This is a genomic window from Pseudomonas sp. No.117 (assembly GCF_054558395.1).
This window is the reverse complement of the sequence record NZ_BAAJNP010000007.1, coordinates 386,345-399,022: the sequence shown is the minus strand read 5'-3', so window position 1 is coordinate 399,022 and position 12,678 is coordinate 386,345. Positions and strand designations below refer to the sequence as shown.

General features: G+C 65.3%; 10 protein-coding genes. 5 read left to right on the top strand and 5 right to left on the bottom strand.

Features of this window, described 5'->3' with window-relative positions:
• Window positions 1–163 precede the first annotated feature (163 nt).
• Window positions 164–3,079 (bottom strand): ribonucleoside-diphosphate reductase subunit alpha, encoded by a 2,916-nt coding sequence (locus ACYJP6_RS19090; RefSeq protein WP_459476797.1) that lies wholly within the window; start codon window positions 3,077–3,079, stop codon window positions 164–166.
• A gap of 620 nt (window positions 3,080–3,699) precedes the next feature.
• Window positions 3,700–4,440 carry a 4'-phosphopantetheinyl transferase family protein gene (locus ACYJP6_RS19085; protein ID WP_459476795.1) on the bottom strand — a complete coding sequence of 247 codons (741 nt, stop codon included), beginning with the start codon at window positions 4,438–4,440 and terminating at the stop codon, window positions 3,700–3,702.
• 388 nt (window positions 4,441–4,828) lie between these two features.
• On the opposite strand from ACYJP6_RS19085, the gene ACYJP6_RS19080 reads away from it, so the two are divergent.
• Window positions 4,829–6,175 carry a dicarboxylate/amino acid:cation symporter gene (locus ACYJP6_RS19080; RefSeq protein ID WP_459476793.1) on the top strand — a complete coding sequence of 449 codons (1,347 nt, stop codon included), beginning with the start codon at window positions 4,829–4,831 and terminating at the stop codon, window positions 6,173–6,175.
• 628 nt (window positions 6,176–6,803) lie between these two features.
• Here ACYJP6_RS19080 and ACYJP6_RS19075 read toward each other — a convergent pair.
• The 3 genes from ACYJP6_RS19075 to fabA all read right to left on the bottom strand — a co-directional run bounded on the left by ACYJP6_RS19075 (window position 6,804) and on the right by fabA (window position 10,017).
• Window positions 6,804–8,018: a sugar MFS transporter gene (locus ACYJP6_RS19075; protein ID WP_145008875.1), complete on the bottom strand. Its 1,215-nt coding sequence runs from the start codon at window positions 8,016–8,018 to the stop codon at window positions 6,804–6,806.
• A 254-nt stretch (window positions 8,019–8,272) separates the two neighbouring features.
• Window positions 8,273–9,490, bottom strand: a complete 1,218-nt coding sequence (fabB, locus tag ACYJP6_RS19070) for a beta-ketoacyl-ACP synthase I (protein ID WP_459476791.1) — start codon at window positions 9,488–9,490, stop codon at window positions 8,273–8,275.
• Between the two features lie 11 nt (window positions 9,491–9,501).
• Window positions 9,502–10,017: a 3-hydroxyacyl-[acyl-carrier-protein] dehydratase FabA gene (gene fabA, locus ACYJP6_RS19065; RefSeq protein WP_058761548.1), complete on the bottom strand. Its 516-nt coding sequence runs from the start codon at window positions 10,015–10,017 to the stop codon at window positions 9,502–9,504.
• A 375-nt stretch (window positions 10,018–10,392) separates the two neighbouring features.
• Between fabA and ACYJP6_RS19060 the strand changes: the two genes are divergently transcribed.
• Genes ACYJP6_RS19060 through ACYJP6_RS19045 form a run of 4 tightly spaced genes read left to right on the top strand, consistent with a single transcriptional unit; the run spans window position 10,393 to window position 12,676 of the window.
• On the top strand, window positions 10,393–11,415 hold the full coding sequence (locus ACYJP6_RS19060) for an NAD(P)H-dependent glycerol-3-phosphate dehydrogenase (protein WP_459476789.1): 1,023 nt from the start codon (window positions 10,393–10,395) through the stop codon (window positions 11,413–11,415).
• 51 nt (window positions 11,416–11,466) lie between these two features.
• Complete coding sequence (locus tag ACYJP6_RS19055) at window positions 11,467–11,766, top strand: DUF4389 domain-containing protein (RefSeq protein ID WP_145008878.1); 300 nt, start codon at window positions 11,467–11,469, stop codon at window positions 11,764–11,766.
• Window positions 11,763–12,218, top strand: a complete 456-nt coding sequence (gene sixA / locus ACYJP6_RS19050) for a phosphohistidine phosphatase SixA (RefSeq protein WP_459476786.1) — start codon at window positions 11,763–11,765, stop codon at window positions 12,216–12,218. The genes ACYJP6_RS19055 and sixA overlap by 4 nt, the downstream gene beginning before the upstream one ends.
• 20 nt (window positions 12,219–12,238) lie before the next feature.
• Window positions 12,239–12,676, top strand: coding sequence for a hotdog fold thioesterase (locus ACYJP6_RS19045; RefSeq protein WP_459476784.1), 438 nt, complete (start codon window positions 12,239–12,241; stop codon window positions 12,674–12,676).
• The last annotated feature ends 2 nt before the right edge of the window (window positions 12,677–12,678 follow it).

Here is a 12,678-nt window from a genome sequence, read left to right as displayed (position 1 = left end):
AGAGGGGATCTGGAGCTTTGGGCGTGGGGGTTGGCCCTCACCCTGACCCTCTCCCAGGGGGAGAGAGGATCTGGAGCTTTGGGTGTGGGGATTGGCCCTCACCCTGGCCCTCTCCCGGGGGAGAGGAGATAAAGAGCAGCCCTCTGCTAGAGAGGGCTGGGTGTTACTGGCAGGCTTCGCACTCGGGATCGTCGAGGCTGCAGGCCTTGGGCACCGGAGCCGGTGCGGGGGCGGGAGCAGCCTCGGCTTTCTGGGCCGGGGCGGGCGCTGCGCTGGCCTGGACGCCGGTGATGGGGTCGGCGCTCACGGCGTTCAGCTTGCCGGTGTTGATGGTGGACTTCTCGGTGCTGGTGGCGGCCAGGGCACGGAGGTAGTAGGTGGTCTTCAGACCGCGGAACCAGGCCATGCGGTAGGTCACGTCGAGCTTCTTGCCCGAGGCGCCGGCGATGTACAGGTTCAGCGACTGGGCCTGGTCGATCCACTTCTGGCGACGGCTGGCGGCCTCGACGATCCACTTGGTCTCCACTTCGAAGGCGGTGGCGTACAGGTCCTTCAGATCCTGCGGGATGCGCTCGATCTGCTGTACGGAGCCGTCGTAGTACTTGAGGTCGTTGACCATCACCGAATCCCACAGGCCGCGCGCCTTGAGGTCGCGTACCAGGTAGGGGTTGATGACGGTGAATTCGCCCGAGAGGTTCGACTTCACATAGAGGTTCTGGTAGGTCGGCTCGATCGACTGGGACACGCCGGTGATGTTGGCGATGGTCGCGGTCGGCGCGATGGCCATGATGTTGGAGTTGCGGATGCCTTTCTTGGCACGCTCGCGCAGCGGGGCCCAGTCCAGGGTCTCGGACAGGTCGACCTCGATGTACTTGGCGCCACGCTCTTCGATCAGGCGCTTCTCGGAATCGATCGGCAGGATGCCCTGGGACCACAGCGAACCCTGGAAGCTGGAGTAGCTGCCACGCTCTTCGGCCAGGTCACAGGAAGCCTGGATGGCGTAGTAGCTGATCACTTCCATGGAGGTGTCGGCGAACTGCACGGCGGCATCGGAACCGTAGGCGATGTGCTGCAGATACAGCGCATCCTGGAAGCCCATGATGCCCATGCCGACCGGACGGTGCTTGAGGTTGGAGTTCTCCGCCTGGGGCACCGAGTAGTAGTTGATGTCGATGACGTTGTCGAGCATGCGCACGGCGGTCTTGACGGTGCGGGCGACCTTGGCGGTGTCCAGCTTGCCGTCGACGATGTGGTTCACCAGGTTCACCGAACCCAGGTTGCACACGGCGATCTCGTCCTTGTTGGTGTTCAGGGTGATCTCGGTGCAGAGGTTGGAGCTGTGCACCACGCCCACGTGCTGCTGCGGGCTGCGCAGGTTGCACGGATCCTTGAAGGTCAGCCACGGGTGGCCGGTCTCGAACAGCATGGACAGCATCTTGCGCCAGAGGTCCTTGGCCTTGATGGTCTTGTGCAGCTTGAGCTTGCCGTACTCGGTCAGGGCTTCGTAGTACTCGTAGCGCTCTTCGAAGGCCTTGCCGTAGAGGTCGTGCAGGTCGGGCACGTCGGCGGGGGAGAACAGGGTCCAGTTGCCGTCCTCGAAGACGCGCTTCATGAACAGGTCTGGGATCCAGTTGGCGGTGTTCATGTCGTGGGTACGCCGACGGTCGTCACCGGTGTTCTTGCGCAGCTCGAGGAATTCCTCGATGTCCAGGTGCCAGGTTTCCAGGTAGGCGCAGACCGCGCCCTTGCGCTTGCCGCCCTGGTTGACCGCCACGGCGGTGTCGTTGACCACCTTGAGGAAGGGCACGACGCCCTGGCTCTTGCCGTTGGTGCCTTTGATGTAGGAGCCCAGGGCGCGCACTGGGGTCCAGTCGTTGCCCAGGCCACCGGCGAACTTGGAGAGCATGGCGTTATCGTGGATGGCGCCATAGATGCCGGAGAGGTCGTCGGGCACGGTGGTCAGGTAGCAGCTGGAGAGCTGCGGACGCAGAGTGCCGGCGTTGAACAGGGTCGGGGTGGACGCCATGTAGTCGAAGCTGGCCAGCAGGTTGTAGAACTCGATGGCGCGGGCTTCTTTATCCTTCTCCATGTGCGCCAGGCCCATGGCCACGCGCATGAAGAACAGCTGCGGCAGCTCGAAGCGGGTGCCGTGGCTGTGCAGGAAATAACGGTCGTACAGGGTCTGCAGGCCGAGGTAGGTGAACTGCTGGTCGCGCTCGTGATCGATGGCGGCGCCCAGGCGCTCCAGGTCGAAGCTGGCCAGTTTCGGGTCCAGTAGCTCCAGCTCCACGCCCTTGGCGACGTAGGCGGGCAGGGCCTTGGCGTACAGCTCGGCCATCTCGTGGTGGGTGGCGGATTCGGCCACGCCGAGGAAGCTCAGGCCTTCGGCGCGCAGGCTGTCCATCAGCAGGCGGGCGGTGACGTAGGAGTAGTTGGGCTCACGCTCGACCAGGGTACGGGCGGTCATCACCAGGGCGGTGTTGACGTCCTTCTCGGCCACGCCGTCGTACAGGTTCTTCAGGGTTTCCTTCTGGATCAGCTCGCCATTCACCTCTTCGAGGCCTTCGCAGGCTTCGCTGATGATGGTGTTCAGGCGGCCCATGTCCAGCGGCTGGGTGGTGCCGTCGGCCTTGGTGACGCGGATGCTCGGGTGCGGCTCGGCGATGTCGCTGGCGGCGCCCTGCTTGCGCTCCTGGCTGCGGGCTTCGCGATAGATCACGTAGCTGCGGGCGACCTTCTGCTCACCTGCGCGCATCAGCGCCAGTTCGACCTGGTCCTGGATCTCTTCGATGTGGATGGTGCCACCGGAAGGCATGCGGCGCTTGAAGGTGCTGCTGACCTGGTCGGTGAGCTGCTTGACGGTGGTGTGGATGCGCGAGGAGGCCGCGGCGGTACCGCCTTCCACGGCGAGGAAAGCCTTGCTGATGGCCACGGTGATCTTGTCGTCGGTGTAGGGGACGACGGTACCGTTGCGCTTGATGACGCGCAGTTGACCGGGGGCGGTGGCGCCCAGGTCCTGGCTGGCCTCTTGCGCCGGGCGGCCCTGCTGGGCTTGCTCGCGGGTCAGGTCGGTGTGCATGCGGAACTCCCTTGATCGGAAAGAGAGGACCGTCGGCGTACCGACGATCCGGAAGAGTGTTGGCTCAGTGCCTGCGCGACGACTGCCTGTCGCGCCTTTACCAATGAAGATTCCAACGAAAAGCCGTACCGTCACCGATTCCCGAAGGAGCCGGCGGGCGGGGTCAGAGACCCTGGAAATTCATAATTCGGGCGACAGGATAAGCCCTCCTCGTAAGGGAAGACAGTCTTGACAGGGGGGTGTTTCGGCGTCCCAGCCCATACCGACGAACTGCTATATATGGTGGTGTGATGATGAAATGGCCACTAGATGTCGCGTTTGTCACGTTTTGGTCTGTGGATAAGACGTGGATAAGCTGTTCGGGACGCGGGGGTATCCTGGGGGTGGCGGCAGGCCAGTGCGCGTGAACGCTGGGCTCAGAGCGCAGTGGTCAAATAACGTACAACTTCACCCGCTGTCGCGGACAAGAATGCCGGCGGATATACCGGTTCGCTATGAGCGCAAGGCTCACCAGAAGAAAAGAGTAGATAGCCACCTGCGACGTTCTGCCCCGATCAGGTCGCGGGCCTTTGGTGGTGGCGCCGTCGTGCTTCCTTAATAAGCAGCCCGGCTGCCGACCCTCAGGCACGCGGCGCGAGCAGTGTCAGCAGGCGCTGGTCCTGGTCCAGGCGGAAATGCCCGCGCAACTCCGTACCCAGCCGCCAGCGGGGCGAGAGCTCCAGCAGCAGCCGGATGTCGAAGGTCCCGGCCGGGTCGACGGCGAGGATCTCGGCGTCTTGGAAGAAGAACATCTGCCCGACCTGCGGATGCAGTGCCTTGAACAGGCTTTCCTTGGCCGAGAACGCCAGGGTGATGGCGAAGGCCTGGCCGTCCTCGTCCAGCGCCTGCAGCCGGTGCAGCTCGGCCGGGGTGAGGATCTGGTCGGCCAGGCGCAGGGCCTTGGCCGGTGCCAGCAAGGACTCGGCGTCCAGGCCGAGCCCCAGGTATTCCTCCGCGCTGCCGACCACCGCCGCGGCCCAGCCGTGGCTGTGGGTGATGGCGCCGACCTGTCCTACGGGCCAGGCGGGCCCGCGGTCCGCGCTGCGATGGCCGGGGACGGCGGCCGTACCGGTCAGCTGTCGCAGGGCCTCCCGGGCGCAGAGCCGGCCGGCCAGGTATTCGGCCTGGCGCTTGGCCACGGCGCGGCGGATGTTGTCCGGTGCCTGGATACCCAGGCGGCGGACATCGCGCTCGAGATCGACCCGGGCGGGATCGAAGTGGCAGTGCTGAAGCGCCAGTGAGGCGAGCGCCGGACTCAGGGGCGCCAGCGGCTCGGGCGCGCTGCAGCAACCGGGCAGGAGGTCGGGGGGCAGGGGATTCATCTCAGCCAGGTACCTGGCCGAGGCGCTTGGGACAGCAGGGGATCACGGCGCGCTCCAGTGCGAAAGGCGCGCAAAGGATAGCCGACTACCGGCCCGCGCTGGCGGAAAACCGCCTCGGACGTGGGGGGATTTCCGCCCGTTTTCGTCGGATGGCGGGGTTCCGCCCGCTGCCCGCTACTAGACTTTCCGTTGAAAGGTGCATGAAAGCTGGCCCTTTGATTGCGCGGGCAAAGGTGGAACGGCGATTGCTTAGCTACAGCCAGATACCGGTGCCACCGTCAGCACGGCCACCGGATCCACAACAAAAAGCTCTCAGGATGAGAGAGCCACTTTCAGTCAGGTGCCCACTCAGACAGGACGTCAGGTAGTGGCCACAAGGGAAAGAGCCATGACAGCAACCGTCGACACAACAACTACTACTGCTCCCGCGCCCAAGCGACCCGTCAAGCAACCCCTGTACAAGAGCCTGTACTTCCAGGTGATCGTGGCGATCGTGCTGGGTATCCTGCTCGGCCACTTCTATCCCCAGACCGGCGCTGCCATGAAGCCGCTGGGCGACGGTTTCATCAAGCTGATCAAGATGGTCATCGCGCCCATCATCTTCTGCACCGTGGTCACCGGCATCGCCGGCATGCAGAACATGAAGGCCGTGGGCAAGACCGGCGGCATGGCGCTGCTGTACTTCGAGATCTTCTCCACCATCGCGCTGCTGATCGGCCTGATCGTGGTCAACGTCGTCCAGCCGGGCGCCGGCATGAACGTCGACGTCAGCACCCTGGACACCAAGGGCATCGCTGCCTACGCCGCGGCTGGCGAGAAGCAGAGCACCATCGACTTCCTGCTGAACATCATCCCGTCGACGGTGGTCAACGCCTTCGCCACCGGTGAGATCCTCCAGGTGCTGTTCTTCGCCGTGCTGTTTGGCTACGCCCTGCATCGCCTGGGCGAGACCGGTCAACTGGTGTTCAACTTCATCGACCGCATCTCCCACGTCTTCTTCAACATCATCAACGTCATCATGAAGCTGGCGCCCATCGGTGCCTTCGGCGCCATGGCCTTCACCATCGGCAAGTACGGCGTCGGCACCCTGGTGCAGCTGGGCTACCTGATGGCCTGCTTCTACATCACCTGCCTGCTGTTCGTGCTGGTGGTGCTGGGCGCCGTCGCCCGCTTCCATGGCTTCAGCATCCTCAAGTTCATCAAGTACATCCGTGAAGAACTGCTGATCGTGCTGGGTACCTCGTCCTCCGAGTCCGCCCTGCCGCGCATGCTGACCAAGATGCAGAAGCTGGGCGCCGAGAAGTCGGTGGTTGGCCTGGTGATCCCCACCGGCTACTCCTTCAACCTCGACGGTACCTCCATCTACCTGACCATGGCCGCCGTGTTCATCGCCCAGGCCACCAACACCCAGATGGACATCACCCACCAGATCACCCTGCTGCTGGTGCTGCTGATCTCCTCCAAGGGCGCTGCGGGCGTCACCGGTAGCGGCTTCATCGTACTGGCCGCCACCCTGTCCGCCGTCGGTCACGTACCGGTCGCCGGCCTGGCGCTGATCCTGGGTATCGACCGCTTCATGTCCGAAGCCCGCGCCCTGACCAACCTGGTCGGCAACGGCGTAGCCTCCATCGTGGTCGCCAAGTGGTGCGGCCAGCTGGACGAGCAGGCGCTGCACACCGAGCTGGCCCGTGGCCCGAACGCCATCGAGGTCGAGGAAGCACGCCAGACCGCCTGAGCCTAGGCTGAGGGTGCGCTCTCCGAGCGACCCTCCGGCAACACCGAAACGCCCGTATCCCTGGATACGGGCGTTTTTATTTGGGCGGGATTTGGCTGTGGCGTAACGGGTGGAGCGGGGCATCGTGGTGCTGTGCGCGAGGGCCGGGAGAGGTTTGGATCTTGATCGCCGAGCTGGCCCGTGGCCCGAATGCCATCGAGGTCGAGGAAGCGCGCAAGACCGCCTGAGCCTAGGCTGAGGGTACGCTCCCCGAGCGACTCTCCGGCAATACCGAAACGCCCGTATCCCTGGATACGGGCGTTTTTATTTGGGCGGGATATGGGCGTGGCGGCAGGAGGTGGAGCGGGGCTTCACGCCCCTACGTGCGAAGACCGGGAGGGGCTGGGACTGGGTCGCGACCGCGCTGGCGGTACTCGGCTCAGCGCGTGGCGAGGAGCCATACAAGAGTGCCAGCCAGGCATAGGCGAGCGGTCGCGGAGGCTAGGGAAGGGAGCGGGTCAGGAGGCGAGCAGAGTGCGGCACTGCCGCGGAATGCAGCTTGGCGCGGGCCGTTTAGCGGAAAGGAGCGAAGGGTATGGCGAGGGGAGGGGTGAAGCGCTGGCAGGGCGCCAGCGCTTCGGAGGGTGGATCAGCGACGCAGGGTGGGGCGATAGCCCATCACGCCGTAGAACAGGATGTAGACGTAGCAGATCAGCGGGATCACGAAGGAGGGCAGCAGGCCGATGGTGTCGGCGAAGTAGCCCTGGATGGCCGGCACCAGCGCGCCACCGACGATACCCATGCACAGCAGGCCCGAACCCTTGGAGGTGAACTTGCCCAGGCCCTTGAGCGCCAGGGAGAAGATGGTCGGGAACATGATGGAGTTGAAGAAGCCGATGGCCAGCAGCGCCCACATGGCGACCTTGCCGCCCTGCAGCACGGCCACGGCCAGCAGCACGCCGATGGCGATGGCATTGAAGGTCAGCACCAGGTTCGGCCGCACCTTGGTCATGATCACGCCGCCGATGAAGCGACCGACCATGGCGCCACCCCAGTAGAGGGACAGGTACTTGGCGGCGGTGGCGGCGTTCAGTCCGGCCACGTCCGGGCTTTCCATCAGGCTCACCAGGTAGCTGCCGATGGACACTTCCGCACCCACGTACATGAAGATGCCGACCACGCCGAGCAGCAGGTGGCGATAGGCCCAGACGCTGCTGGCGGCCAGGGCGTTCTCGTCGGTGGCGTTGTCCTGCTCGGTGTCCTTGATCTGCGGCAGGCGGAACAGGCCGATGATCACCGCCAGGGCGACCAGCATGCCGGCCAGGATCAGGTAGGGCAGCTGCACCGAGTGGGCCGCGGAATCTTCACCCACCAGGGCGAGGATGGTCACGGCGCCGACCAGCGGGCCGACGGTGGTGCCCAGGGAGTTGAAGGCCTGGGTCAGGTTGAGGCGCGAGGCCGCGGTTTCCGGCTTGCCGAGGATGGTGACATAGGGGTTCGCCGCCACCTGCAGCACGGTGATACCGGCCGCCAGCACGAACAGGGCGGTCAGGAAGAAGCCGTAGGACTGGGCTCCCGCCGCGGGATAGAACAGCACGCAACCGACGCCGGCGGTGAGCAGGCCGACGATGATGCCCTTCTTGTAGCCCAGGCTCTCCACCAGCCGGCCGGCCGGGAAGGAGACGATGAAGTAGGCGGTGAAGAAGCAGAATTGGATCAGCGAAGCTTGCAGGTAGCTGAGGGTGAAGACCGCCTTGAGGTGGGGGATCAGGATGTCGTTCAGCGAGGTGATTAGGCCCCACATGAAGAACAGCATGGTGAGGACGATCAAGGGTCCGCGGTAGCTCTGGTTTTGATTGTGCATTGGGGCTCCATGGGTGCAACGGTTTCTTGTCTCTGCCCAGTCTGGCCGGACAGCGCTGTCTAAGGCGGCTGCGCAAGTACAGCGAGGCGGCGCGAGATTAAGCTATTCGCGCTGCTGAATCCATTCTTCCTGGAGGTTCGCAGGCGAAGTGCCGGCGCCTTCGACCGCGGGGCCGGTGACCGGTTCAGCATGGCAGGGAGCGGAAATGAAAAACGGCGCCAGAGGCGCCGTTTGGGTCACACAAGCGAGGGCTATCAGCCCTGCCAGCGCTTGAAGACCAGGGTGGCGTTGGTGCCGCCGAAGCCGAAGCTGTTGCTCATGACGAGGTCCAGCTTGGCGTCTTCCTTGGTCTCGCGCAGGATCGGCAGGTCGGCGACCTCGGGATCCAGCTCTTCGATGTTGGCCGAGCCGGCGATGAAGTTGCCTTCCATCATCAGCATGCAGTAGATGGCCTCGTGCACACCGGCGGCGCCCAGGGAGTGACCCGACAGGCTCTTGGTGGAGCTGATGGCTGGAGCCTTGTCGCCGAACACGGCGCGCACGCCCTTGATCTCGGCCACGTCGCCCACCGGGGTGGAGGTGCCGTGGGTGTTCAGGTAGTCGATCTCGCCGTCGACGGTGGACAGCGCCTGCTGCATGCAGCGGATGGCGCCTTCGCCGCTCGGGGCGACCATGTCGTAGCCATCGGAGGTCGCGCCGTAGCCGACGATCTCGGCATAGATCTTGGCGCCACGGGCCAGGGCGTGCTCGAGTTCCTCGACCACCACCATGCCGCCGCCGCCAGCGATGACGAAGCCGTCACGCTTGCTGTCGTAGGCACGGGAGGCCTTTTCCGGCGTCTCGTTGTAGTCGCTGGAGAGGGCGCCCATGGCATCGAACAGCATGCTCTGGCTCCAGTGCTCTTCCTCGCCACCACCGGCGAAGACCACGTCCTGCTTGCCGAGCTGGATCTGCTCCATGGCCAGGCCGATGCAGTGGGCGCTGGTGGCGCAGGCCGAGGCTACCGAGTAGTTCAGCCCCTTGATCTTGAAGGGCGTGGCCAGGCAGGCGGAAACCGTGCTGCTCATGGTCCGGGTCACACGGTAGGGACCGACGCGCTTGACGCCCTTCTCGCGCAGGATGTCCAGGGCTTCCATCTGGTTGAAGGTGGAAGCGCCACCGGAGCCGGCGATCAGGCCGGTACGGGGGTTGGAGACCTGCTCTTCGGAGAGACCGGAGTCCTTGATCGCCTGCTCCATCGCCAGGTAGGCGTAGGCGGCGGCATCGCCGACGAAGCGCTTGACCTTGCGGTCGATCAATTCTTCGAGGTTCAGGTCGATGGAACCGGAAACCTGACTGCGCAGACCCATCTCGGCGTATTCCGCGTTGTGACGGATGCCGGCACGGCCCGCGCGCAGGTTGGCGGAAACGGTGTCTTTATCATTGCCCAGGCACGAAACGATACCCAGACCGGTAATGACGACGCGACGCATGCGAAAAGCCCTTAGAAGCTGTCGGTGGAAGTGAACAGGCCGACGCGCAGACCTTCGGCGGAGTAGATCTCGCGGCCGTCCACGCTAACGGTGCCATCGGCGATGGCCAGAATGAGCGACCTGTTGATGGTGCGCTTGATATGGATATTGTAGGTGACCTTCTTGGCGGTCGGCAGTACCTGGCCGAAGAACTTGACTTCGCCGGAGCCCAGCGCGCGACCGCGACCCGGGTTGCCCTGCCAGCCAAGGTAGAAACCGACCAGTTGCCACATGGCATCCAGGCCCAGGCAGCCCGGCATCACCGGATCGCCCTCGAAATGACAACCGAAGAACCAGAGGTCGGGACGGATGTCGAGTTCCGCCACCAGTTCGCCCTTGCCGTATTTCCCGCCTACCTCGCTGATATGCACGATCCGATCGATCATCAGCATGTTCGGCGCGGGCAGTTGGGCATTACCCGGCCCGAAGAGCTCGCCACGGCTGCAGCGCAGCAAGTCTTCGTAGGTAAAGGCGTGTTGTTTGGTCATGCAAGCTCCTGTAGCTGGCCTAGATCCAGGCTCTGGCGACTCCAAGGTCGCTCTGGGTATGGCTTTGTGTAGCAGTAGACTGCCGGGGCATCGGGAAAGTCACAGGCCAGCGCCCCGCTCGTTAACGGACCATTGTGCACTTTCCGCAGTCAATTCTCCATCCTGGACGGCTGTTGGTGGTCTCGCACCCGGCCACCAGGCCGGGCGAGAGGCCACGGGGACGCGCAATCCTGGAGGCAAGATGGGCATCCTGCCGGGCTTTTCAACGCCCTTCGGTCGACCGGCAGCCGTCACGAGAACGGGCTCTGGGCCGCGCGAGCGGCTACCGTATACTGGCGACCAGGCCGCGCGATCGCGGTGCAGACGAGAGTTTCGATGACAGTCCAATCCCCCATCGCCGTCCTGGGCGGCGGCAGTTTCGGTACCGCCCTGGCCAACCTGGTCGCCGAGAACGGGCTGCCGGTGCGCTTGTGGATGCGCGATCCCCAGCAGGCCGAGACCATCCGCCGCGAGCGCGAGAACCCGCGCTACCTCAAGGGCATCAAGGTCCATGCCGCGGTGGAGGCCACCAGCGACCTGCAGGCGGCCATCGCCGATTGCGAACTGGTGCTGGTGGCGCTGCCGTCGAGCGCTCTGCGCCAGGCCCTGGCGCCCATCGCCCGCGAGCTGGAAGGGCGCTTCCTGGTCAGCACCACCAAGGGCATCGAGGCGCATTCCTTCATGCTGATGAGCGAGATCCTGGCGGAAATCGTGCCGCGGGCGCGCATCGGCATCATCTCCGGGCCCAACCTCGCCCGAGAGATCGCCGAGCACCAGCTCACCGCCACCGTGGTGGCCAGCGAGGACGAAGCCGTCTGTCGCCAGGTCCAGGCGGTGCTGCACGGGCGCACCTTCCGCGTCTACGCCAGCGCCGACCGCCTCGGCGTGGAACTGGCCGGCGCCCTGAAGAATGTCTACGCCATCATCGCCGGCATGGCCGCCGCGCTGGAAATGGGCGAGAACACCCGCAGCATGCTGATCACCCGCGCCCTGGCGGAAATGACCCGCTTCGCCGTGCAGCGCGGCGCCAATCCCATCACCTACCTGGGCCTGGCCGGGGTCGGCGACCTGATCGTCACCTGCTCGTCCGAGAAAAGTCGCAACTATCGGGTGGGGCATGCGCTTGGGCGCGGGCTCAGCCTGGAAGAGGCGGTGGCGCAGATCGGCGAGACCGCCGAAGGCGTCAACACCCTCAGGGTATTGAAGGAAAAAGCGGATGAACTGGGCGTCTACATGCCCCTGGTCAACGGCCTCTATGCCATCCTGTTCGAGGGGCGCAGCCTGGGGCAGGTGATCGAGGCGCTGATGGGCGGTGAGCCCAAGACCGACGTCGATGTGGCCGACGTCCCCTTCGGCTGAGCGTCCGTCCAGGCGCTGAGCCGCTACACTGATTGAAAAAGAGGAATTTCCATGTCCGAACCCGTGCATTCCCGCGAGCTGCTAGGCCTGCGCCTGATCTGGATGCTGCTGTTCCTGTTCGTCTGGCTGGGTGCGCAGTACCTGCTGGCGGTGGTGGTGCTGGTGCAGCTGGTGGTCCGGCTGATCAAGGGCGAGGCCAACCCGGGCCTGATCGCCTTCGGCGCCGCGCTGGCGACCTATCTCGCCCAGATCGTGCGCTTTGGTACCTTCGCCAGCGAGGTGAAGCCCTGGCCCTTCGCCGACTGGCCGGCCGAGGCTGGGCGCGACGAGCGTTCCGCGACCGCGCCATGAGACTCTGGCTGCTGCGCCATGGCGAGGCTGAGGCACGGGCGCCCAGCGACGAACAGCGCGAGCTGACCGCTGCCGGGCGCGCCGCGGTCCTACGCAGTGCCCAGGCGCTGAGCGGCGCCGGGCTGCAGCTGATCCTGACCAGCCCCTATGTACGGGCGCGGCAGACCGCCGCCCTGGTGCAGCAGCACCTGGGCTGGCCGGACGAGCCGCGCCTCGCCGACTGGGCGACCCCCGACGGCGCGCCCGAGCAGGCCTTGAACGAGCTGGCGCGGCTGGAGGTGGCGGAGCTGCTGCTGGTGACCCACAACCCCTTCGTCGGCGAACTGGCCGGTTGGCTGCTGCACGGGCATAGGCAGGCGCCGGTAGCCATGGGCACCGCCTCGCTGCTGTGCCTGGAAGCGCTCCTGCCCCTGGCCGGTGGTTTCACCCTGGTCACCCGCGTCGACGGCTGACGACTGTGCAAGGAAAGAGCATGAGCATCTGGCAGACCCTCCCGGACCCCGCGGACCTTACCCGCCAGCTCGAGAACACCCTGGGCGAACACCTGGACATGCGCATCGAGGCCTGGGACGACACCAGCCTGACCGCCAGCATGGTGGTGGACCCTCGCACCCACCAGCCGATGGGCCTGCTGCATGGCGGCGCCTCGGTGGCCCTCGCGGAAACCGCGGGCTCGATCGCCAGCATGCTGTGCGTGGATAGAGCGCGGTACTACTGCGTCGGCCAGGAAATCAACGCCAACCACCTGCGCGGCGTACGGACCGGGCGGGTGACGGCGGTGGCCCGCCCCCTGCACCTGGGCCGCAGCAGCCACGTCTGGGACATCCGCCTGAGCGATGACGAGGGGCGGCTGACCTGCGTGTCGCGCCTGACCGTGGCCGTGGTGCCGCTGCAGCGGGACGCCTCCTGAGC

What these genes read in the sequence shown, in the direction of transcription:
- ACYJP6_RS19045 (WP_459476784.1), top strand. Translation starts at nt 12,239, where the DNA reads ATGAGCATCTGGCAGACCCTCCCGGACCCCGCGGACCTTACCCGCCAG.
- ACYJP6_RS19085 (WP_459476795.1), bottom strand. Translation starts at nt 4,440, where the DNA reads ATGAATCCCCTGCCCCCCGACCTCCTGCCCGGTTGCTGCAGCGCGCCC.
- sixA (WP_459476786.1), top strand. Translation starts at nt 11,763, where the DNA reads ATGAGACTCTGGCTGCTGCGCCATGGCGAGGCTGAGGCACGGGCGCCC.
- ACYJP6_RS19060 (WP_459476789.1), top strand. Translation starts at nt 10,393, where the DNA reads ATGACAGTCCAATCCCCCATCGCCGTCCTGGGCGGCGGCAGTTTCGGT.
- ACYJP6_RS19090 (WP_459476797.1), bottom strand. Translation starts at nt 3,079, where the DNA reads ATGCACACCGACCTGACCCGCGAGCAAGCCCAGCAGGGCCGCCCGGCG.
- fabA (WP_058761548.1), bottom strand. Translation starts at nt 10,017, where the DNA reads ATGACCAAACAACACGCCTTTACCTACGAAGACTTGCTGCGCTGCAGC.
- ACYJP6_RS19055 (WP_145008878.1), top strand. Translation starts at nt 11,467, where the DNA reads ATGTCCGAACCCGTGCATTCCCGCGAGCTGCTAGGCCTGCGCCTGATC.
- ACYJP6_RS19080 (WP_459476793.1), top strand. Translation starts at nt 4,829, where the DNA reads ATGACAGCAACCGTCGACACAACAACTACTACTGCTCCCGCGCCCAAG.
- ACYJP6_RS19075 (WP_145008875.1), bottom strand. Translation starts at nt 8,018, where the DNA reads ATGCACAATCAAAACCAGAGCTACCGCGGACCCTTGATCGTCCTCACC.
- fabB (WP_459476791.1), bottom strand. Translation starts at nt 9,490, where the DNA reads ATGCGTCGCGTCGTCATTACCGGTCTGGGTATCGTTTCGTGCCTGGGC.